Source organism: Zhihengliuella sp. ISTPL4 (assembly GCF_002848265.1).
In the GTDB taxonomy this organism is placed as follows: Bacteria; Actinomycetota; Actinomycetes; order Actinomycetales; family Microbacteriaceae; genus Microbacterium.
This window is the reverse complement of the sequence record NZ_CP025422.1, coordinates 297783-317055: the sequence shown is the minus strand read 5'-3', so window position 1 is coordinate 317055 and position 19273 is coordinate 297783. Positions and strand designations below refer to the sequence as shown.

The 19273-nt window shown below is 69.8% G+C and carries 15 protein-coding genes, 1 rRNA gene and 1 riboswitch; of the genes, 2 read left to right on the top strand and 14 right to left on the bottom strand.

The genetic code is table 11. The features are described 5' to 3' along the window. Positions 1–403 precede the first annotated feature (403 nt). Positions 404–1928: ribosomal RNA gene (locus CYL12_RS01520) — 16S ribosomal RNA — on the bottom strand. 595 nt (positions 1929–2523) lie between these two features. On the opposite strand from CYL12_RS01520, the gene CYL12_RS01515 reads away from it, so the two are divergent. Next, positions 2524–3861 carry a CoA transferase gene (locus tag CYL12_RS01515; protein WP_233486804.1) on the top strand — a complete coding sequence of 446 codons (1338 nt, stop codon included), beginning with the start codon at positions 2524–2526 and terminating at the stop codon, positions 3859–3861. A gap of 8 nt (positions 3862–3869) precedes the next feature. On the opposite strand, the gene CYL12_RS01510 is transcribed toward CYL12_RS01515, so the two are convergent. The 4 genes from CYL12_RS01510 to CYL12_RS01495 are packed head-to-tail and all read right to left on the bottom strand — an operon-like array spanning position 3870 to position 7484. Beyond that, positions 3870–4682, bottom strand: a complete 813-nt coding sequence (locus tag CYL12_RS01510) for a DUF4184 family protein (RefSeq protein ID WP_101844894.1) — start codon at positions 4680–4682, stop codon at positions 3870–3872. A gap of 12 nt (positions 4683–4694) precedes the next feature. After that, on the bottom strand, positions 4695–5996 hold the full coding sequence (gene tyrS, locus CYL12_RS01505) for a tyrosine--tRNA ligase (RefSeq protein ID WP_101844892.1): 1302 nt from the start codon (positions 5994–5996) through the stop codon (positions 4695–4697). Positions 5997–6048: 52 nt separating this feature from the next. Continuing rightward, positions 6049–6843: a hypothetical protein gene (locus tag CYL12_RS01500; RefSeq protein WP_101844890.1), complete on the bottom strand. Its 795-nt coding sequence runs from the start codon at positions 6841–6843 to the stop codon at positions 6049–6051. After that, a complete protein-coding gene (locus CYL12_RS01495) occupies positions 6840–7484 on the bottom strand; it encodes a SatD family protein (protein ID WP_101844889.1) in 645 nt (214 codons plus the stop codon). Before CYL12_RS01495 ends, CYL12_RS01500 begins: the two co-directional genes overlap by 4 nt. Positions 7485–7543: 59 nt before the next feature. Here CYL12_RS01495 and CYL12_RS01490 point away from each other — a divergent pair, with 59 nt between their 5' ends. Next, entirely contained in the window at positions 7544–8128 is a 585-nt protein-coding gene (locus CYL12_RS01490) for a DUF1349 domain-containing protein (protein WP_101844888.1), read from the top strand. A gap of 23 nt (positions 8129–8151) precedes the next feature. Here CYL12_RS01490 and argH read toward each other — a convergent pair whose 3' ends face one another. From argH to CYL12_RS01445, 9 genes are all read right to left on the bottom strand, one after another. Beyond that, a complete protein-coding gene (gene argH / locus CYL12_RS01485; protein WP_101844886.1) occupies positions 8152–9579 on the bottom strand; it encodes an argininosuccinate lyase in 1428 nt (475 codons plus the stop codon). Next, positions 9579–10508, bottom strand: coding sequence for an ornithine carbamoyltransferase (argF, locus tag CYL12_RS01480; protein WP_025105260.1), 930 nt, complete (start codon positions 10506–10508; stop codon positions 9579–9581). Before argF ends, argH begins: the two co-directional genes overlap by 1 nt. After that, the gene (locus CYL12_RS01475) at positions 10505–11710 is read right to left on the bottom strand and encodes an acetylornithine transaminase (RefSeq protein ID WP_101844884.1); all 1206 of its coding nucleotides are present in this window, start codon (positions 11708–11710) and stop codon (positions 10505–10507) included. Before CYL12_RS01475 ends, argF begins: the two co-directional genes overlap by 4 nt. Continuing rightward, positions 11707–12624 (bottom strand): acetylglutamate kinase, encoded by a 918-nt coding sequence (gene argB, locus CYL12_RS01470; RefSeq protein WP_101844881.1) that lies wholly within the window; start codon positions 12622–12624, stop codon positions 11707–11709. The genes CYL12_RS01475 and argB overlap by 4 nt, the downstream gene beginning before the upstream one ends. After that, positions 12621–13778: a bifunctional glutamate N-acetyltransferase/amino-acid acetyltransferase ArgJ gene (gene argJ / locus CYL12_RS01465; RefSeq protein WP_101844878.1), complete on the bottom strand. Its 1158-nt coding sequence runs from the start codon at positions 13776–13778 to the stop codon at positions 12621–12623. Before argJ ends, argB begins: the two co-directional genes overlap by 4 nt. Beyond that, on the bottom strand, positions 13775–14854 hold the full coding sequence (gene argC, locus CYL12_RS01460; protein ID WP_101844876.1) for an N-acetyl-gamma-glutamyl-phosphate reductase: 1080 nt from the start codon (positions 14852–14854) through the stop codon (positions 13775–13777). The genes argJ and argC overlap by 4 nt, the downstream gene beginning before the upstream one ends. A gap of 239 nt (positions 14855–15093) precedes the next feature. Next, complete coding sequence (locus CYL12_RS01455; protein ID WP_101844873.1) at positions 15094–17241, bottom strand: bifunctional hydroxymethylpyrimidine kinase/phosphomethylpyrimidine kinase; 2148 nt, start codon at positions 17239–17241, stop codon at positions 15094–15096. Next, the gene (gene thiM / locus CYL12_RS01450) at positions 17238–18086 is read right to left on the bottom strand and encodes a hydroxyethylthiazole kinase (RefSeq protein WP_101844871.1); all 849 of its coding nucleotides are present in this window, start codon (positions 18084–18086) and stop codon (positions 17238–17240) included. Before thiM ends, CYL12_RS01455 begins: the two co-directional genes overlap by 4 nt. After that, positions 18077–18170, bottom strand: a riboswitch (TPP riboswitch). Its footprint overlaps the gene before it by 10 nt. A gap of 7 nt (positions 18171–18177) precedes the next feature. After that, positions 18178–19149, bottom strand: a complete 972-nt coding sequence (locus CYL12_RS01445; RefSeq protein ID WP_101844869.1) for an NAD-dependent epimerase/dehydratase family protein — start codon at positions 19147–19149, stop codon at positions 18178–18180. Positions 19150–19273: the final 124 nt, after the last annotated feature.

Sequence of the window (19273 nt, the reverse complement as noted above, 5' to 3'; positions counted from 1 at the left end):
GTTCGAATCAAAAACCCGACCAGTCCGAAGACTGAATCAGAAATTGACTAATGATCTTTAAGATCATCTTGCGCAACCGATCCGAAGATCAGTTGCAAGATGCTCGCGTCCACTGTGTAGTTCTCAAAGTACGGGCGGAACCCCCATCCACCTGCCCCCACAGGGACAAACAGAAAGAGGTCCAGAGGTTCAGACCAGATCCCGAAAGATCCGCATCCGGTCCCTCAGGACCCAACAGCGTGCCGGCACCGAAACCCATCCCCCCGACGTTCCTGCAGCAAGCTGCGTACTAATCAGAGAAACAATCTCGATGCCATGTCAAATGTTCCACCCATGAGCTCCCAGCGAACCACATTCGGGCTCGATCTGGGTTCTGGACGCCGAAGCGTCAGATGCTCCTTAGAAAGGAGGTGATCCAGCCGCACCTTCCGGTACGGCTACCTTGTTACGACTTAGTCCTAATTACCGATCCCACCTTCGACGGCTCCCTCCACAAGGGTTAGGCCACCGGCTTCAGGTGTTACCGACTTTCATGACTTGACGGGCGGTGTGTACAAGACCCGGGAACGTATTCACCGCAGCGTTGCTGATCTGCGATTACTAGCGACTCCGACTTCATGAGGTCGAGTTGCAGACCTCAATCCGAACTGGGACCGGCTTTTTGGGATTCGCTCCACCTCACGGTATTGCAGCCCTTTGTACCGGCCATTGTAGCATGCGTGAAGCCCAAGACATAAGGGGCATGATGATTTGACGTCATCCCCACCTTCCTCCGAGTTGACCCCGGCAGTATCCCATGAGTTCCCACCATTACGTGCTGGCAACATAGAACGAGGGTTGCGCTCGTTGCGGGACTTAACCCAACATCTCACGACACGAGCTGACGACAACCATGCACCACCTGTTTACGAGTGTCCAAAGAGTTGACCATTTCTGGCCCGTTCTCGTATATGTCAAGCCTTGGTAAGGTTCTTCGCGTTGCATCGAATTAATCCGCATGCTCCGCCGCTTGTGCGGGTCCCCGTCAATTCCTTTGAGTTTTAGCCTTGCGGCCGTACTCCCCAGGCGGGGAACTTAATGCGTTAGCTGCGTCACGGAATCCGTGGAATGGACCCCACAACTAGTTCCCAACGTTTACGGGGTGGACTACCAGGGTATCTAAGCCTGTTTGCTCCCCACCCTTTCGCTCCTCAGCGTCAGTTACGGCCCAGAGATCTGCCTTCGCCATCGGTGTTCCTCCTGATATCTGCGCATTCCACCGCTACACCAGGAATTCCAATCTCCCCTACCGCACTCTAGTCTGCCCGTACCCACTGCAGGCCCGAGGTTGAGCCTCGGGATTTCACAGCAGACGCGACAAACCGCCTACGAGCTCTTTACGCCCAATAATTCCGGATAACGCTTGCGCCCTACGTATTACCGCGGCTGCTGGCACGTAGTTAGCCGGCGCTTTTTCTGCAGGTACCGTCACTTTCGCTTCTTCCCTGCTAAAAGAGGTTTACAACCCGAAGGCCGTCATCCCTCACGCGGCGTTGCTGCATCAGGCTTTCGCCCATTGTGCAATATTCCCCACTGCTGCCTCCCGTAGGAGTCTGGGCCGTGTCTCAGTCCCAGTGTGGCCGGTCACCCTCTCAGGCCGGCTACCCGTCGACGCCTTGGTGAGCCATTACCTCACCAACAAGCTGATAGGCCGCGAGCCCATCCCCAACCGAAAAATCTTTCCAAACGCAGACCATGCGGTCACGTCACATATCCAGTATTAGACGCCGTTTCCAGCGCTTATCCCAGAGTCAGGGGCAGGTTGCTCACGTGTTACTCACCCGTTCGCCACTGATCCCACAGAGCAAGCTCCGTGTTCACCGTTCGACTTGCATGTGTTAAGCACGCCGCCAGCGTTCATCCTGAGCCAGGATCAAACTCTCCGTAAAAAGAAAGTGCATACGAACCGGGGAAAAACCGGAACGCAGCGAGTTTGATGCTGACCAAAGAGACAAATTCATTGCTGACTTCATCCATTGCCAACCCCACAAGGAGGTTGGTCTTTGATCCAAAGGAATTCTCACCCAGCCGAAGCTAGACGAGGATGATTTGGCATTTGACAAGTGCACGCTGTTGAGTTCTCAAGGATCGGATGCTCCCACGACCCAGTCATCACAACCAGGCCCGCAGGGCAACTTCTCTATCTTAGCCATCCCGACTCGCTTGTCAAATCGGCGCGCCGCGCGGATCTCGGATCCGCTGCGCAGCCGGTGACAGCCGCAGAAGGGGTGGATCTCCCATCCTAGACGCAAGCGCCGGATCTCTCAAGTGAGAGAGGATCGGGAGTGGTTCTCCGCTTGAGGGGGGTGAAGCTCGGGGCTTCTCCGCTTCCCTGTGGGGCGAACAAGTAATAAGTTACGTGGATTCCGGGGGTCTGGCAAATCGGGCGCACACCCCCGGGCGTGTCGCAAGCCCCTGCGCTCGCGATTCCCCCGGATCAGCCCGCGTTTCCGGCGCTTCCGGCGTGCGGAGTAGCATCGCGCCATGGTCTCCGGTCACTCCACCGTCCCCGCCGAACTGCTTGCCCGCGTCGTGCGCGAGATGGGCGGGGGCGCCGCACAGGCTCCGGACGATACGGCTCTCCGATCCCTCGGTGGCGTTCCGCTCCCCGCGCGCACGGCGACCGGCGATCTCGCTCTCGTCAGCGTCGCAGCAGTGGCCCTCGCCGCGGGCATCGATCTCGCGCACATCGACCCAGTCCGCATCGCCGTCGCCTACCGGAGTGACAGGTATCTGGAGGTGGGCGGCACTCCCCCTCCCGTGTGGGCACCCCTCTCCGGATTCTGGGAGAGCGCAGACGGATGGGTCCGGACGCACGGCAACTACCCGCATCACGCCCGCGCACTCCGCACCGCGCTGGATGTGGACGACATGGCAGAAGCGGAAGCCGTCGCCCGCACGCTGGAAACGCTGCACACCGCGGAGGCCGTCCGCCGGATCTCCGAAGCCGGGGGTCTCGCCGTGGCCGTGCGCCCTGAGGACCGCTCAGCCGATGAGGCCCTGCGACGGACGCCTCTGCTCGACGTCGCGGTCACGGCACCCGCTGCCGGACGGCGTCGGAAGGATCGACCTCTCCGGGCGCGCGGTGCGGCGGGACACGCTCCCCTCGACGGCGTCCGCGTCCTCGACCTCACGCGGGTGATCGCCGGGCCGGTGTGCACCCGCACCCTCGCGCTTCTCGGCGCGGATGTGCTCCGCATCGACCCGCCGCACCTCCCCGAGCTTCCGTGGCAGCATCTCGACACCGGTCATGGCAAGCGCTCCGCGCTGCTCGATGCCCGAGACCCTGCGCTGCACGGCCTCCTCCAGACCGCGGATGCCGTCGTGCTCGGCTATCGTCCTGCGGCCCTGGAGCGTCTGGGGCTCTCCCCCGACGCGCTCGTCGAACGGTACCCGGGACTCCTCGTCACCCAGCTCAGCGCCTGGGGTACGGATCACCCCGAGCGCGCCGGCTTCGACAGCCTCGTCCAAGCGGAGAGCGGCATCGCTGTGATCGAGGGCGACGCGGGTCGGCCGGGCGCTCTTCCGGCTCAGGCGCTCGATCACAGCGCCGGGTACCTTCTCGCCGCTGCCCTTACGCACCTGCTTCGTCACCGCGACGGGAACTCGCGCATCGTGCGCACCTCTCTGCGACGCGTCGCGGCCGAGCTGCTCGGTATGCCGCGGACGGCGGACGCGCCGGCGTTCCCCGAGACCGACGTCGCGGCCCACCTCGCCCACTTCGGTGTCGCCGGGACGCCCGTCACGACGGCAGGGCCGGCGCTCCCCGGCCTGACCTTCGCCGCTCCTCACACCTGGGGCTCGGATGCCGCGCGCTGGTGAGGGGGCGATCAGGCGGCGGAGCGCGGCCGACGCACGGCCAGCACGACGCAGAGGATCAGGGTGAGCACGCCCCACGCCGCACAGGCCGGCGGCAGCACCCGGTAAGCGAGATGCTGCACCGTGACCTCCGCGGACAGCGGACCGAAAGCGAGCAGGCCCCCGACCCAGGCGGCCACGAGGATCACCGGTAGCGAGAGCCACCAGGCCACCCGCACCAACGTCGGGAGGATTCGCGGCATCTCCCTTCGCGCCGTCGCCCGACGCAGCCAGAGGGCGGCCCAGACGGCCAGACCCAGCAGACCGAGAGCGCTCGACGCGTACTGGAGCCACTTGTAGCCGTCGAAGGGGCCCCAGGAGTTCGCCAGGGCAGGCAGCAGCTCGACACCCCACCGGAACTCGTGCGTGAAGGCGTCCCAGAGGATGTGCGAGAGCACGCCCAGCATCGCCGACACCGCGAGCAGGAACGGGTACAGCCGTCGCCCCCTCGCATACCGGGGTCGGTCGTCGCGGCTCAGCGCTTCGGTCGCTGCGCGGAGCCCACTCACCCGCCACCCGGCGGGCAGCCGCGCAGCCACCCACCCTGGCAGCAGCTCGAGAGTCGCCGGGCGCAGCAGCACGCGCCAGAGCAGGAACAGCACGAGCGCGAGCAGCGTCGTCCACACGACGTTGACCGGATCGTGCAGGAAGCCGTAGTTGAGGCCGACGTTCCGCAGGAACAGGGAGATGTCCGGCGTCATCGCCCCGATCGCGATCGCCGCGGGGACGAGCGGGGTGCGCACGAACGGCAGCGCGACGACCGCGTGGCTCGGAGTGAACGGCATGCGCGTCCGGAGTCAGCCGAGGAAAACGCCGGCGAGTGTCTTCTTCCCGCGACGCAGCACCGAGACGCCGCCGGGCAGGGTGCCCTGCACGGTCGCGGAGTCGTCCTCCACCCGCTCCCCATCGAGGGAGACGCCACCCTGCGCGATGGCGCGACGCGCCTCTGACAGGCTCGACACGAGACCGGTGGCGACGAGGGCGTCGACGACCGGAGTGCCGGCGGCGACCGTCGCATGCGGAAGCTCGTCGAGCGCCGTGCGCAAGGTCGCCGGGTCGAGAGTCGTCAGGTCGCCCTGCCCGAACAGCGCCTCGGACGCGGCGATCACGGCCGCCGTCGCCTCGATGCCGTGCACCGTCGCGACGACCTCGAGCGCGAGGCGCTTCTGGGCGGCACGGCGGAACGGCTCGGTCGCCACGAGCTCGGCGTACTCCTCGATCTCCGCCTTGGTCAGGAAGGTGAACACCTTGAGGCGCTCGATCACGTCGGCATCCGCCGTGCTGAGCCAGAACTGGTAGAACGCGTAGGGGCTCGTGAGCTCCGCGTCGATCCAGATCGCGTTGCCCTCGCTCTTGCCGAACTTCGTGCCGTCGCTGTTGGTGATCAGCGGCGTACCGATGGCGTGGACGGACACCCCTTCGACCCGGTGGATGAGGTCGGTGCCGCTGGTGAGGTTGCCCCACTGATCGGAGCCGCCCGTCTGCAGCACGCAGTCGTACTGGCGGTAGAGCTCGAGGAAGTCGAGCCCCTGAAGGATCTGGTAGCTGAACTCGGTGTAGCTGATGCCGGCGTCCGAGTTCAGGCGCGCGGCCACCGCGTCCTTCTTCAGCATCGTGCCGACGCGGTAGTGCTTGCCGATCTCCCGGAGGAAATCGATCGCGGACAGCGGCGCCGTCCAGTCGAGGTTGTTGACCATGCGGGCGGCGTTGTCGCCCTCGAAGCTGAGGTAGCGCTCGACCTGCCCGCGCAGACGGTCGACCCATTCCGCGACAGTCTCGCGGGTGTTGAGGGTGCGCTCGGCCGTGGGCCGCGGGTCGCCGATCAGACCGGTGGAGCCGCCGACGAGGCCGAGCGGCTTGTGCCCGGCGAGCTGAAGACGGCGGAGCAGAAGCAGCTGGACGAGGTGGCCGAGGTGCAGGCTGGGCGCCGTCGGGTCGAAGCCGCAGTAATACGTGACGGGGTCTCCCGCGAGCAGGGCGCGCAGCGCCTCCTGGTCGGTGGACACGTGGACGAGTCCGCGCCACACGATCTCATCCCACACGTTCTCGAACGTGGGGTCGATCGCCTGAGGCGCGGTCGTCAGAGCGGGAGTTGACACGCGCTCCAGGCTAGCAGCGGACGGCCGCCGCGCTGCGTCGCTCGAGGGGGTGTCAGCTGTGTGCCGCCCACCACACGAGGAACGCGGCGCCCAGGCCGATGACCCAGCTGACGAGACTGCCGACGAGGAAGTACTCTGCACGGGCGCCGGTCTCCCCGTCCCGGGAGATCTCGGGGAACCGGACGATGCCCTTCGCGGCGAGCATGGCGGCGAGCACCGGGTACGCCGCGGCCAAGGTGAGGATCATCACGAGCACGCGTTCGAGCGGGCCGATGAGCCGCCCGCCCTTGAAGCCGTGCCGCGGATCAGCCGGGATGACGGCGGACACCGCGGGAGTTTCGACGGCGTCCGCGTCCGGCGGGACGGGCCCGGACGCGTCAACCGGAGACGCCGGCTGCGCCACCTCGGCGGGGCGCCAGGTGTGCTCGCCGTCGAGGGCCGCGCGGACGACGAGGTTGGCGGACTCCAGCAGGAAGACACCGGCGCCGAGCGCGAGGACAGCGAGGTCGAACGGCACCTCGCCGAACGGCGACCGGAACGTCCAGAGCTCACCGATGAGCCCCGCGTCGTTCCTCGAACCACCCCAGACGACGGCACCGATACTCAGGGCGGCGAGCGCGACAGCCGGCCAGAATCCGGCCAGGGTCGGCCCCTCGTCCGGCATGCTCCACGCCCACAGCGCTCCGACACCGAGTCCGAGCAGGGCTGGCAGCAGCGCGTCTCCGCCGATACCCAGAAGGACGATGACGGCCGCGGCCACCACGTAGCCGATCCAGCGCCGCGGCACGAACTGGCGGACGAGGTCGGTTGCGCCGACCGCGAGGAGGACGAAGCCCGCGAGGATCATGAGGACTCCCCCCGGAGCGCAGCCACACCCTCGATGAGAGCGGCGGCTCCCGCGCTCCGCAGGGACTTGGACACGCTCGGCTGCGAGATGCCCTCCTGCGCGGCGAGCTCCTGCTGCGACCGGCCGACCAGGCGACCGTAGGTGAGGTGGCGCTCGCGGGTGCTCATCGCTCCGACGAGCTCGTCGCGCGCGAGGACATACGCGTTGGACGCGGCGATGACGGTCTCCATGACCTCATCCTGACCCGGGGCGCCGACAATCCAGGTGCGCGTGCGCGGCACGGCGCGCTGTTCGCGGGCGTGCACGGTCTCGATCGCGGCGCGTGCCGCGTACCACCCCGGTCCGTCGGCCAACTCGCCGTGCACCGAGGTGACGGGGCGGACCTCGCCGACGCCGACCCCGAAACGGAAGGCGAGTCCTTCCGGGAGCCGGAGCTGCACCATGAGGAGGGAGAGGAGCGCGTCGGGCAGCGCGCGGTAGACGCCCTGCTGCTCGTCCCCTACCGTGGGCGTGAGCGGCTGGACCGCCAGCGGACGGTCGTGTTCGACCTGCGCGATGGTCTCGTCGAGGGCGCGCTGTGCGGCACTCCGGTCCCCGAGCTCCCGGGAGCCCACGATGTCGGCGATCACAGCGATGACCATGGGATAACCATAACACGAATATTCGTGATTTATGCCTTATGTGGCTATAGATAGGAAATATGCCTGATTCACGCATGATCGACTGGACCGATGGCACCTGGACCCACGCCCCCGCGCTGACCCGCATCGACGGGCACCTCGACGCCACCGCGGTCGAGGGGAGCGACGCCTGGCGTCACACCGCGTACGGCTTCGTCCACGACACGGAGCACGCGCTGCTCGCCCCGCTCGCCGTCGGCGAGGCGATCGAGGTCGCGTTCCGTGCGCCGTGGAAGGGGCAGTTCGACCAGGCAGGACTCTTCGTGCGCGCCGACGACGAGCACTGGATCAAAGCCGGCGTCGAGTTCGCGGACGGCCACCTCGGCCTGGGCGCCGTCGTGACCGCCGGCCGCTCGGACTGGTCGGTCGGCTACGTCGACGACTGGCGCGAGAGCGAGATCAGCGTCCGGGTCAGCCGTTGGGCGGACGCCATGATCGTGCGCGCCCGCGCGGACGACGGAGCGTGGCGACTGGTCAGGGTGGCGCCTTTCGCCGGAGATGCGACGGTGTCCGCCGGGCCGTTCCTGGCCGCCCCCACCCGAGCGGGCCTGACCGTCCGCTTCACCCGGTGGGAGCGGTCAGCCGCCGACGGCGACCTGCACTGAGGCGCAGGCCACCACCGGAGCGGCTACAGTCCGAGCGCGTGCGCGGCGGCCTGCGCGCGAGCGACCAGCTCCGCGCGCTGCTCGGCGACCCGCTCGGGAGCAGTGCCACCGACACCGGTGCGCGACCCCACCGAGCCCGCGATGGTGAGCACCTCGCGGACTTCGGGAACGAGGTGCGGGGACACCGACAGCAGCAGCTCGTCGGAGGCGTCCTCCAGTCCGATCCCCTGTTCTTCGCAGGCGCGCACGAGTGCTCCGGAGATCTCGTGGGCATCACGGAACGGCACCCGCCGTTTCACCAGCCACTCGGCGACATCCGTCGCCAGAGAGAACCCCTGGGGCGCGAGCTCCGCCATGCGCTCCGTGTGGAAACGCAGCGTCGCGATCATCCCCGCGAAGGCCGGCAGTACGACCTCGAGCGTCTGCACGGAGTCGAACACCGGTTCCTTGTCCTCCTGCAGATCGCGGTTGTACGCGAGGGGCAGGCCCTTGAGGGTCGCCAGCAGACCGGACAGGTTGCCGATGAGACGCCCGGACTTGCCGCGCGCGAGCTCGGCGATGTCCGGGTTCTTCTTCTGCGGCATGATGCTGGACCCCGTGGAGTAGCCGTCGTCGAGGGTGACGAAGCCGAACTCGCGCGTGTTCCAGAGGATGATCTCCTCGGACAGCCGGGAGAGGTCGACGCCCGTCATCGCCGCGATGAACGCGAACTCCGCCACGACGTCCCGCGCGGCGGTGCCGTCGAGGGAGTTCTCGGCCGGCCGGTCGAGACCGAGTTCCGTCGCCACGAGAGCGGGGTCGAGGCCCAGAGTCGATCCCGCCAGCGCTCCCCCGCCGTACGGCGAGACACCGGCACGCCGGCGCCAGTCGACGAGCCGTTCGAGCTCGCGCACCAGCGGCCACGCGTGAGCCTGGAGGTGATGGGCGAGCAGCACCGGCTGTGCGTGCTGGAGGTGCGTGCGTCCGGGCAGGATCGCGTCGGGGTGCGCCTCGGCCTGCGCGACGAGCGCATCGATCACGCGCAGCAGGTCACGGGCGATCACCCGGGCGTGATCGATCAGGTACATCCGCACGAGGGTGGCGATCTGGTCGTTCCGGCTGCGGCCGGCACGGAGGCGCCCGCCCAGCTCCGGGCCGAGTTCGGCGATCAGCGCCTGCTCCAGCGCGCCGTGCACGTCCTCGTCGGTGGGCAGCGGCTGCAGGGTGCCGTCGGCGACCTTGCGCGCGACGGCGTCGAGGCCCTCGTGCATCCGGGCGGCCTCATCCGGCTCCAGGTAGCCCGCGGCGGCCAGAGCCGTGGCATGCGCGTGCGAACCCGCGATGTCGTACGGCGCCAGGATCCAGTCGAAGTGCGTCGACCGGCTCAGCTCGACGAGCTCGGGCGAGGGACCGGTGGCGAACCGCGCGCCCCAGAGCGCGCCCTCGTTGGTGCCTTCGTGCGAGCCGGCCATCACGCGTCCTTCTTCCCGAGGAGCCAGACCAGCAGCGCCTTCTGGGCGTGCAGGCGGTTCTCCGCCTCGTCCCAGACCACGCTCTGCGGACCATCGATGACGGCGGAGTCCACCTCGTAGCCGCGGTCGGCGGGGAGGCAGTGGATGAAGATCGCGTCGTCGTGCGCGAGCTCCATCGTCTCCGGTGTCACCTTATAGCCGCCGAGGTCGCGGATCCGCGCGAGCTTCTCCTCCTCCTTGCCCATCGACACCCAGGTGTCGGTGACGACCACATCGGCGCCCGCGGCCGCCTCGACCGGGTCGGTGAAGAGCGTGATCGATCCGCCGGTCTCCCCGGCGCGGCGGTCGGCCGCTTCGATGACGTCGGCCCGCGGCGCGTAGTCCTCCGGCGAGGCGATGCGCACGTGCATGCCCGCCGTGACGCCCGCGAGCGCGTACGAGTGCGCCATGTTGCTCTGCCCGTCGCCGAAGAACGTCAGCGTCAGGCCCTTCAGGTCGCCCTTGTGCTCGCGGATCGTCAGCAGGTCGGCGAGGAGCTGGCAGGGGTGGAAGTCGTCCGACAGCGCGTTGATCACGGGGACCCGCGTGCCGGCGGCCATCTCCTCCAGGCCCGACTGCGCGTACGTGCGCCAGACGATCGCGGCGACCTGGCGCTCGAGCACGCGGGCCGTGTCGGACGGCGTCTCCTTCCCGCCGAGCTGGCTGCTCGCCGTGGAGATGATGAGCGGCGTGCCGCCGAGGTCGGCGATGCCGACGGCGAACGAGACGCGCGTCCGGGTGGACGACTTGTCGAAGATCACGGCGACGGTCTGCGGGCCGGCGAGGCTCTTGTCTGCCCAGCGATCCTTCTTGAGCTCGAGCGCGAGATCGAGGATCTCCGCCTGCTCGGCGGGCGTCAGATCGTCGTCGCGCAGCAGGTGGCGGGTCATGCGGGGACCTTTCCGGAGGCGGAGGTGTGGACGTCGGAGAGAGCGGCGGCGAACAGCTCGCGGAACTCCGCCAGCTCCGCGTCGCCGATGGTGAGCGCCGGCGCGACGCGCACGGTCTCGGGGTTGGCTGCGTTGACGATGAGACCGCGGTCCTGCGCGGCGGCGACCACCGCACCCGCCACGGGCTGCGTGAGCGCGACGCCCACGAGGAGTCCGCGGCCGCGGACGCCGCCGACCAGCGGGGAGTCGATGCCGAGGATGATGTCCCGCAGCTCGGCGCCACGGCGCGCGGCGTTGTCGACGAGGTCGGCGCGCTCGATCTCGGCCAGCACCGCGTCCGCCACGGCCGTCGCGAGCGGGTTGCCGCCGAACGTGGAGCCGTGCGAACCGGGGGTGAACAGGGCGCTCGCGGCCCCGTAGGTGACGAGGGCGCCGATCGGGAATCCCCCGCCGATGCCCTTCGCGAGCGTGATGGCGTCGGGCGTGATGCCCTCGTGGCTGAATCCGAACCAGGCGCCGGTCCGGCCCGCGCCCGTCTGGATCTCGTCGACGATGAGCAGGGCGCCGTGCGCGAGGGTCAGCGAGCGTGCCGCGGCGAGGTAGCCCTCGGGCAGCTCGACGACACCGGCTTCACCCTGGATCGGCTCCACGATGACGGCGGCGACCCGGTCGTCCATCGCGGCCTCCAGCGCGTCGATCGTGGCCGGGATGTGCTCCACGCCTCCGGGCATCGGCGCGAACGGCGCGCGCATCGACTCCTTGGCCGTGAGCGCGAGCGAGCCCATCGTCCGGCCGTGGAAGCCGTTCTCCAGTGCGAGGATGCGCGGACGCTCCGCCCCGCCGTGCAGACGGGCGAGCTTGAACGCGGCCTCGTTGGCCTCGGCACCCGAGTTCGAGAAGAACACGCGACCATCGATCCCTGCGCCGGCAAGGCGCTTGAGTCGGGCGGCGAGCGCGAGCTGCGGCGGAGTCGCGAAGTAGTTGGAGACGTGCGCGAGGGTGGCGGCCTGCCGGGACACCGCATCGACGAACACCGGGTGCGCGTGGCCGAGGGAGGTCACCGCGATGCCGGCGAGGAAGTCGAGGTAGCGTCGGTCTTCGGCGTCCCACAGGTACGAGCCCTCACCGCGGGTCAGCAGCGCGAGGCGCTCCCCCGCGTTGAGCACGAGATCACGTGCCGCGTCGTCCTGCCAGACGGTCATGCCGTCGCCCCTTTCTCTCCCAGGACCACTTCGGTCCCGATTCCCTTGCTGGTGAACAGTTCGACGAGCACCGAGTGCGGCACCCGTCCGTCGATGATCGCCGCCGCGTCGACGCCGCCCTCGACCGCGTCGAGGCACGCGCGCATCTTCGGGATCATCCCCGACTCGAGGCGCGGAAGCATCTCGATGAGCGCGTCCGATGTCAGGTGCGACACGAGCGAGTCGCGGTTGGGCCAGTCGGCGTACAGCCCCGGCACGTCGGTGAGGATGACGAGCTTGCGCGCACCGAGGGCCACGGCCAGCGCGGCAGCCGCGGCATCCGCGTTGACGTTGAGCGACTGCCCCGGGTGGTCGAGGTCGGGCGCGATGCTCGACACGACCGGGATCCGCCCTGCGGCGAGGTGATCGAGCACCGGTGTCGGGTCGACCTGGACCACGTCGCCCACGCGGCCGAGGTCCACCTCCTCGCCGTCGATCATCACACCCCGACGGCGGCCGCCGAAGAGCCCGGCGTCCTCGCCGCTGAGTCCGGTGGCGATGGGGCCGTGCGAGTTGATCTTCGAGACGAGCTGCGGGTTCACCTGGCCGGTGAGGACCATCCGCACGACGCCGATGGCCTCGGTGTTGGTGACGCGGTACCCGCCCTTGAACTCACTGGGGATCTCCAGCCGCTGCAGCATGTCGGAGATCTGCGGCCCGCCGCCGTGCACGACCACGGGCTGCACACCGACGTAGCGGAGGTACGCGATGTCCTGGGCGAAGGCCTCCTGCAGCTCGTCCGAGACCATGGCGTTCCCGCCGTACTTGACGACGACGATCTGGTCGCGGAACTTCTTCAGCCACGGCAGCGACTCGATGAGGGTGGTGGCCTTCTGCGCCGCGATGTCCGGCGTGGTGTCCTGGATGTCGGTCATGAGGCGTAGGCGCTGTTCTCGTGCACGTAGTCGTGGGTGAGGTCGTTGGTGAGCACCGTGGCGGTGGCCTCTCCGACCTTGAGGTCGATCATCAGGTGCGTGGCCCGCGGCGTCAGGTCGACCTCCTCACGGGGGCGGTCCGGCCCGCCGGCGGTGCAGACGCGGACACCGTTCATCCACACGTCGACGTCGTAGGGGTCGAACTGCGCGGCCGTCGTGCCGATCGCCGCGAGGACGCGGCCCCAGTTCGGGTCGTTGCCGAAGATGGCCGCCTTGAACAGATTGTTGCGGGCGACCGAGCGGCCGACCTCGACGGCGTCCTGCTCGGAGACGGCGTGCTGCACCTCGATCGTGATGTCGTGGCTCGCGCCCTCCGCGTCGCCCTGCAGCTTGACCGCGAGCTCCTGGCAGAGCGCGGTGAGCGCCTCGGCGAAGTCGTCGAGGTCGGGGACGACCTCGGAGGCGCCGTTGGCGAGCAGCGTCACCTGGTCGTTGGTCGACATGCAGCCGTCGGAGTCGAGGCGGTCGAACGTGCGCCCCGTCGCCCGGCGCAGCGCCTCGTCGGCCTGGAGCGGTTCGAGCACGGCGTCGGTGGTGAGCACCACGAGCATCGTCGCCAGACCCGGGGCGAGCATGCCCGCGCCCTTCGCCATGCCGCCGATCGTCCAGCCGTCGCGGGTCACCACAGCGGTCTTCGCGACCGTGTCCGTGGTCATGATGGCGTGCGCGGCACTCTCCCCGCCGTCCGCGCTCAGCTCGGTGATCGCCTGCGCGGTGCCCGCGAGGACCTTCTCACGGAAGACCTCGTCCCCCGTCCCGATGAGCCCCGTGGAGCAGACGAGCACGTCGCCCGCGCTGATGCCGAGCAGTTCGGCCGCCTTCTCCGCGGTCTGGTGGGTCGTCTGGAACCCGAAGCTCCCGGTGAAGCAGTTTGCACCGCCGGAGTTGAGGACGACGGCCTCGACCACGCGGTCCGCGACGGCCTGCTGCGACCAGATGATGGGGTTGGCCTTGGCGCGGTTGCTCGTGAAGACGGCGGCGCCGACCTTGCGAGGGCCGCGGTTGACCACGACGGCGACATCGGGCTTGCCGGTGGACTTGAGTCCGGCGGCGACCCCGGCCGCCTCGAATCCTGCGGGGGCGGTGACGCTCACGGGGCGACTCCGTTCACTGAGAGGGCGCGGGTCTCGGGAAGCCCCAGCGCGATGTTCATGGACTGGACGGCAGCTCCGGCGGTGCCCTTGACGAGGTTGTCGACGGCGGTGACCACCGTCACGCGGTTCGCGGCGCGGTCGATCGCGAGGCCGAGGAGGGCCGTGTTCGCCCCGAGCACGTCGGCGGTGCGCGGGAAGCTCCCCTCCGGCAGCAGCTGGACGAAGGTCTCGTCGCCGTAGGCGCTCTCCCACGCCTGACGGATCTCGGCGTCGCTCACACCCTCGACGATCGGCGCCGTGGACGTGGCGAGGATGCCGCGCGACATCGGCACGAGGACCGGAGTGAACGAGATCCGGATGTCCTGGGTCCCTGAGTCCGTCGAAGGGCCTGAGCCCGTCGAAGGGCGGGCGGCGGCGAGCGCCTGACGGATCTCCGGGATGTGGCGGTGCGTGCCGCCGACGGCATAGGGGTTCGCGGAGCCGAGGATCTCGCTGGCGAGGAGGTTCGTCTTCAGGCTCTTGCCCGCCCCGGACGGGCCGACGGCCAGGACGGAGACGATGTCGCCCGGGTCGATCACGCCGGTCGCGACACCGGGGGCGAGGCTGAGGCTCACCGTCGAGGCGTTGCAGCCGGGTGCGGCGATCCGGGTCGCGCTGCGGAGCGCGTCCCGCTGCTTGCCCCCTCCGACGAGGAGCTCGGGCACGCCGTACGTCCACGGCTCATGGAAGGACCCGCCGTAGAACGCGTCCCACTCCGCCGACGAGGTGAGCCGGTGGTCCGCTCCGGCGTCGATCACCAGCGGGGTGTCGCCGAGGGCGTCCGTGTACTGCCCGGACTGGCCGTGCGGGAGGGCCAGGAACACGATGTCGTGTCCGGCGAGGACCTCGGGTGTGGTGTCCTGCAGCGTCAGGTGGGCGAGTGAACGGAGGTGCGGCTGATGGGCGACGAGGGGCTGTCCGGCGTTCGAGTGCGCCGTGACGGTGCGGATCTCGACGTCGGGGTGAGCGGCCAGGAGGCGCAGGATCTCGCCGCCTGCGTAGCCGGAGGCGCCGGAGACGGCGACGGAATACGTCATGCTTCTACCTTAACGGTCGGGTCCTCGACGATCTCGGGACCGGGGGCGGGGCCGGAGGCGGCGACACCGGCACTCGACCGCCGCGCGGACGCAGGCAGAAGGGCGGGGTCGCCTAGAATCGGCGGCCGCGACGTCGGCGCACGGCGATGACGCTCGGGACGAGCGTCGAAGGAGCGGTGGCGACCGAAGGCATGCGGCGACGATAGCGCGGGCGCGTTCGGCACCGCAAATCCGGGGCGTCACACGACGGCGGGAGCGGACGGCGCGGCGAAGAAGGCGCGTTCGTGCGCGCTCGACGTGAGGAAGGCTCGCCGCATCCGCTCCCGGCCGGTGTCGTCCGCCCTCGCGGCCGCGGCGGCGACATACGCGACGGCCTGCCGGCTGGCCTCCGCGAAAGCCGGATCCGCGTAGGTCGCCAGCCACGAGGCGTAGGGATGGTCGGGGTCGCGCGGCGCCGCGCCGAACGCACCGGCATGGAGCCGCTCCCCCAGGTCTGTGTAGAGCCAGAAGCACGGCAGCACGGCCGCGATCACCGTGGCGTAGTCCCCGCCGAAGGCGACGGCACGCAGGTGGTCGAGGTAGGCGACCGTTGCCGGGGCGGGTTCGGCGGCGAAGGTCGCGCCGCTCACCCCGGTCTCCGGGGTCAGCCACGACGCGTGCAGCGCCAGTTCGCCGCGGATCGCGCCGTACGCGGCCTCGGCCCAGAAGGCCTGCTCGTCGGGAGTCGGAGTGAGACGTGACGCTTCCGCGAGCACCCGGGCGTACTCGCGGAGGTAGAGGGCATCCTGGGCGAGGTAGAAGACGAAGGCGTCGCGGTCGAGCGTGCCGTCGGCCAAGCCGCGGATGAAGGGCAGCGCATCGATGGCAGAGCGGATGGCGGCGGTCTCCTCCCACCACTCTGCGGCCACCTGCTCCGGCGTCGGCCTGGTCTCGATGCCGCCGCGCGCCCAGAGCCCCGCGAAGTGATGGATCGGGCCGTGCCCCCGGCCGACCGTCAGTTCGTCCGCTGCACGCAGGGATTCCCGCAACCAGGCGCGCGCGGCGCGGACCGCGGTCGCGGGGTCATCACCCCTGGCCAGCCGGGTGGCGAGAGCCGCGGACAGCGAGCAGCCGGTTCCGTGGGTGTTCTCCGTCCGGATGCGCGCCCCGGGGAACTCCGCGTGCGTACCGGCTGCCGTGTCGATCAGGGCGTCCGGTGCCTCGTCCCCGGGCAGATGCCCGCCCTTCACCAGCACCGCGGTCCCCGTATCGGCCGACAGCTCTCGTGCCGCGGCGAGCGCGTCCGCCCAATCCGTCACCTCGTGACCGACGAGCACCGCGAGCTCGGCGAGGTTCGGGGTGACCACGGTCGCCAGGGACAGCAAGCTCCGTAGCTCGCGCTCCGCGTCGGGGTGGAGCAGCCGATCCCCCGAGGTCGCGATCATGACCGGGTCGAGCACGACGATCGGAGGCTGCGTCCTTCGGAGCCAGGCGCCGACCGTCCGGATCACCTCGACGTCCGCGAGCATGCCGATCTTCACGGCGTCGATGCGGACGTCGTCGGCGATGGCATCGAGCTGCGCCCGCAGGAACTCCGCCGGAGGCACGTGCACGGCGCGGACGCCCCGCGTGTTCTGAGCGGTCAGCGCCGTGAGGGCCGCCATGCCGTAGCCCCCGTTGGCGGCGATCGCTTTGAGGTCCGCCTGGATGCCCGCACCCCCGGACGGATCGCTGCCGGCGATGCTGAGCACGTGCGGCATTCCCCTCGCCAGCCAGCGTCGGCGGAAGGCCGCGGCGGCGCCCCGGGGGTCGTCGGCCGCGCACAGCGCCGAGACCACGGCGATCCCGGCCGCGCCGGCCTCACGCAACGGCACGGCGTCGTCCAGGTTCACCCCGCCGATGGCAATGCACGGCAGCGGACTGCGCGCGACGAACGCGGCGAACCCGTCGATGCCGAGGGGAGCCGGATGGTCGGGCTTCGTGCGCGTGGGGCGGATGACGCCGACGCCGAGGTAGTCGACGGTTCCGGGCGGCAGCGCGTTCACGGCGTCGAGGTGGGCAGGGGTGTTCGCCGTCAGCCCGATCAGTGCCTTGGGGCCGAGCAGTTCGCGGGCACGAAGCACCGAGGCGTCCGCCTGGCCGAGGTGCACCCCGTCCACCCTGGCGCCGCGACGACGGGCCTCGACGGCCGCATCGAGGCGATCGTTCACGACGAGCAGCGCGCGCCCGTCGAGGGCCGCGGACAGGGCGAGGAGCTGATCGACGGTCTCCTCGTCCGTCGCCTCCTTGTCGCGCAGCTGCACGATGCGGACGCCACCGGCGATCGCCTCATGGACGGTCTCGACCACCCCGCGTTCGCCGCACAGCGACCGATCGGTGACGAGGTAGAGGGACAGGTCGACGGTCATCGGGCCTCCTCCTCGACGCGAGCGCGGGCCCGGAGATCCGCCGGGGTCACGGCAGACAGGGCGTCGAGCAGTCCGACGGCGAAGCTGCCCGGTCCGCGGGAGGTCTCCGCGGCCTGTTCCGCCGCGACCGTGTAGACGAGGGTCGCCGCGGCCACCGCCGTCAGCGCGTCGGTCCCGGTACCGCGGGCCGCCCCGAGGAAGGCCGCCATCACCGCGCCCAACGCGCAGCCGCCGCCGGTCACCCGCGTGAGCAGCTCGTCCCCGTTGGCGATGCGGATCACGCGCTCCCCATCGGTGAGGAGGTCGACCGGGCCGGAGACGGCGACCACGGAACCGTACCGGTCGGCGAGCTCGCGGGCCGCCGCGGCAGCCGCCTCGGTCCCGTCCGTCGCGTCGACACCCCGGCCGCCGCTGCTGTGTCCCGCCAGGGCGAGGATCTCGGACGCGTTGCCGCGGATGGCGGTGGGGCGCCGCGCGGCCAGCTCGTGCGCCAGCGCCGTCCGCACCGGGAGCGTGCCGATCGCAACCGGATCGAGCACCCACGGCGTGCCGGCGGCGAGCGCTCCCGAGACGGCTTCGCGGCTGGCCTGCCGTTGCTCCGGGGTCGGCGTCCCGAGGTTGATCAGGAGCCCCGAGGCGGCACCGGCGAACAGCTCCGCTTCGCCGACGATGTCGACCATGGCCGGCGCCGCGCCGAGCGCGAGGAGCACGTTGGCGGTGAACCCCGTCACGACGGCGTTCGTGATGCAGTGCGTCAACGGCGGCGAAGTCCGGACCTCCTCCCGCAGCCTTCCCGCCGTGGCGGCGAGGTCGAGGACGGATTCCGGACGCACAGGATCGCTCATTGCGACATCCCTTCGCTAGTACGAACTAGATCAGGTTCGACGGGTGTGATCTCAGCCGCGGATGCGGCACCCCGTGTCACTGCCTCGCAGTCTAGCGAGCGAAGACGTCGAGCAGCGCGCGCTCCTCCGTCCGTGTCAGTCCGGCGCGGCGCTCCCGGTCCACGCCCCGTTCACGCTCGTCCGCCACGACGCGTTCCACCGTCTCGTTGAGGGGGCGGAGCGTGCCTCCGCTGCGCTGGTACCGCGCGTTCGAGCGGGTCATGAATCCGCTCATCTCGGGAGGCAGCCACAGCGGCAGCGACCGCGGCCCCGCCCAGTACCCGACGTCTTCCGCGACGAGACGCTCCTCCGTGCCGACGACGACCCGCCCGGTATGCCCGGTGGCCGCACGCACCGTCCGGAGCACGTCCTCCAGGTCGCGCACGTCGCCGATCGCGTTCACGGCACCCGTGACGGTGGCGGACACGACGAAGGCGGCGAGGTCATCGACATCGATGACCTGCGTCTCGCGCCCGTCGAGCGGCGGGAGCAGCACCGGCTCGTCCAGGGCCCGGAGGAACGCCGCCGCCCAGTAACCGAAGCGATCGCTCGGGTCGCCGTCGCCGACGATGAGGCCGGGACGGACGAGGAGCGCGCGGTCGCCGAGGCCCTCCTGCACGGCGTCCTCCGCCGCCACCTTCTGCCGCGCGTAGTCGTCGTCTTCACCGGCTTGCGCCGCCGGGTGCCGCGGGGCCGACTCGTCGGTGCCGACCGTCTCGTCGTCGCGGTACACCGACATCGAGGAGACGTACGTCCAGCGCGACGCCCGATCGCCGAGCGCGTGGACGGCCGCGGAGACATGAGCGGCGCGAGAGGAGACGTCGACGACGTGGTCCCAGTCCGTGCGCGAGACGACGTCATACGCGTCCTCGTCGTCGCGGTCTGCGAGCACGAGGGTCGCTCCCGGCGGGGCCGGCCGCCCGCCGCGGGCCAGGCAGGTCACCGACGCCCCCGCTCCCAGCGCGTGCGCGGCGATGCGCCCCGATAGCCATCCGGTTCCCCCGAGAATAAGCACGTCCGTCATGTGCCCATGTCATCAGGATCGATGGTCAGAGGGAAGGGCACTCCGCTCAGAGCGGAGCGGCAGGACAGGCCACCACGCGAGCACAGGCCACCCCGCGACCCCAGCACGCTCCGCGAGCACAGGC

What these genes read in the sequence shown, in the direction of transcription:
- thiM (WP_101844871.1), bottom strand. Translation starts at nt 18,086, where the DNA reads ATGAGCGATCCTGTGCGTCCGGAATCCGTCCTCGACCTCGCCGCCACG.
- argF (WP_025105260.1), bottom strand. Translation starts at nt 10,508, where the DNA reads ATGACCCGCCACCTGCTGCGCGACGACGATCTGACGCCCGCCGAGCAG.
- argB (WP_101844881.1), bottom strand. Translation starts at nt 12,624, where the DNA reads ATGACCGACATCCAGGACACCACGCCGGACATCGCGGCGCAGAAGGCC.
- CYL12_RS01500 (WP_101844890.1), bottom strand. Translation starts at nt 6,843, where the DNA reads ATGATCCTCGCGGGCTTCGTCCTCCTCGCGGTCGGCGCAACCGACCTC.
- CYL12_RS01515 (WP_233486804.1), top strand. Translation starts at nt 2,524, where the DNA reads ATGGTCTCCGGTCACTCCACCGTCCCCGCCGAACTGCTTGCCCGCGTC.
- argH (WP_101844886.1), bottom strand. Translation starts at nt 9,579, where the DNA reads ATGGCCGGCTCGCACGAAGGCACCAACGAGGGCGCGCTCTGGGGCGCG.
- CYL12_RS01510 (WP_101844894.1), bottom strand. Translation starts at nt 4,682, where the DNA reads ATGCCGTTCACTCCGAGCCACGCGGTCGTCGCGCTGCCGTTCGTGCGC.
- CYL12_RS01475 (WP_101844884.1), bottom strand. Translation starts at nt 11,710, where the DNA reads ATGACCGTCTGGCAGGACGACGCGGCACGTGATCTCGTGCTCAACGCG.
- CYL12_RS01495 (WP_101844889.1), bottom strand. Translation starts at nt 7,484, where the DNA reads ATGGTCATCGCTGTGATCGCCGACATCGTGGGCTCCCGGGAGCTCGGG.
- argC (WP_101844876.1), bottom strand. Translation starts at nt 14,854, where the DNA reads ATGACGTATTCCGTCGCCGTCTCCGGCGCCTCCGGCTACGCAGGCGGC.
- CYL12_RS01490 (WP_101844888.1), top strand. Translation starts at nt 7,544, where the DNA reads ATGCCTGATTCACGCATGATCGACTGGACCGATGGCACCTGGACCCAC.
- CYL12_RS01455 (WP_101844873.1), bottom strand. Translation starts at nt 17,241, where the DNA reads ATGACCGTCGACCTGTCCCTCTACCTCGTCACCGATCGGTCGCTGTGC.
- CYL12_RS01445 (WP_101844869.1), bottom strand. Translation starts at nt 19,149, where the DNA reads ATGACGGACGTGCTTATTCTCGGGGGAACCGGATGGCTATCGGGGCGC.